The sequence below is a fragment of the Enterococcus sp. FR204 genome (genome assembly GCF_031143325.1).
Taxonomy (GTDB): domain Bacteria; phylum Bacillota; class Bacilli; order Lactobacillales; family Enterococcaceae; genus Enterococcus_B; species Enterococcus_B faecium.
On the sequence record NZ_JAKZIW010000094.1, the window covers coordinates 1 to 1,515 of the forward strand.

Genomic DNA, 1,515 nt, shown 5'->3' on the forward strand with positions numbered 1-1,515 from the left:
CCTTGAGGACTACGAGTCCCTATCAAAAACCGAACTTCTTTACTGTCATTTTAGAATCAGGTTTACGTATGTTGGGGCCATGAGCCCGTGTATAGGAAATTGGAATCGAAATGAAGCAGTAAAGTTCTTTCAACACTTAAAAAGGAGGAAAACAAATGCCTTACATTCTTGCATTAGATGTTTCAATGGGACACAGCTACAGTGTCCTATACAAAGACGACACCTGCTTATTTGAAGACGAGATCGAACACACTCAAAGAGGATTTCATGCATTACTCGAAGAGATCCAGCACTTGCCTGAACGTCTATTGATTGTTTTTGAAGCAACGGGGATTTATTCCAGACCAGTCGAAAAGTTCTTTCAAGATCATCACTTTTCTTACTGTTTGTTAAACCCGTTAGAAGCGAAAAAACAGATGGAAGAAAGCACCTTACGCAGTTGGAAAACAGATAAATCGGATGCCCATCGGCTCGCACAGACTCATCTTAAAAATCAACGTCAGCCAAAAGAAGTACAAAGCAATTTTTACTTAGAGATGCGCGATTTAGCCCGTTTTTATCAAGAAATTGAGAAGAAAATCACTCGTCTGCGCATGGATTTACACAACTGCCTTCAGTTGACTTTTCCAGAGCTTGAACAGTTCTTTTCAAACAGGCTGACCCCTTACGCATTGACATTGATCCGTCTTTTTCCCCATCCAGATTTTGTATTGGCATCTACTCGGACAAAAATAAAAAATAAACTGATCAACGAAACACGGAAAAAAATCTCCGCGAATCGTGCCGAGCAAAAGGCAGATCAAATCATCCACTATGCACAGTGTGCCTATCCAGCTGTTGAAAAAGACAGTATCCACTGTCAAAAAACGATCTATTACGCCGAACTTCTCCAAGATTTACTCGAACAAAAAGAAGCACTGGCGACACAAATGATCAAAAAAGCCGAAGGCTCTCCTTGCTTTTTGTTGTACCAAACGTTCCCTGGGATTGGCGCACTCACAGCCGCTTTATTGCTCGGTGAATTAGGAGATATCACACGATTTAAAACCCATAAACAATTGAATGCCTTTGTCGGAATCGACATCCGACGGTATCAATCAGGTAAGTATACTGGCCAAGACCGCATCAATAAGCGTGGTAATCCCAAAGCACGGAAAATTATTTTCTTCACCATTCGAAATATGATTCGCCAGCAACGCGCAGCTCCTAATCATATTGTCGATTATTACTACAAATTAAAAAAGCAACCTATCCCTAAGAAAGATAAGGTTGCCACAGTTGCTTGTATGAACAAGCTTCTGAAATGTATGCACGCTATGGTTAGGGCACATACAGAGTACGACTATGCGTACGCGGTCTCAGTGGACCATTAACTAAACCACTTACAGTATACCACTTCTTTGTCCAGATCGAAAATTTTTTTACGAACGGGGCTTTATTTGGTGTGCCTTGATTTTTTCGCTTTTGTTTACGAGCTATTTTTATTACATCTTTTACTTGACTAATCGTAGGAAA

General features: G+C 40.5%; 1 protein-coding gene. It reads left to right on the forward strand.

The window, feature by feature from the left end; all coding sequences use genetic code 11:
- Positions 1 to 155: 155 nt before the first annotated feature.
- Positions 156 to 1,373, forward strand: a complete 1,218-nt coding sequence (locus RG571_RS11940; protein WP_002339082.1) for an IS110 family transposase — start codon at positions 156 to 158, stop codon at positions 1,371 to 1,373.
- The last annotated feature ends 142 nt before the right edge of the window (positions 1,374 to 1,515 follow it).

What these genes read in the sequence shown, in the direction of transcription:
- RG571_RS11940 (WP_002339082.1), top strand. Translation starts at nt 156, where the DNA reads ATGCCTTACATTCTTGCATTAGATGTTTCAATGGGACACAGCTACAGT.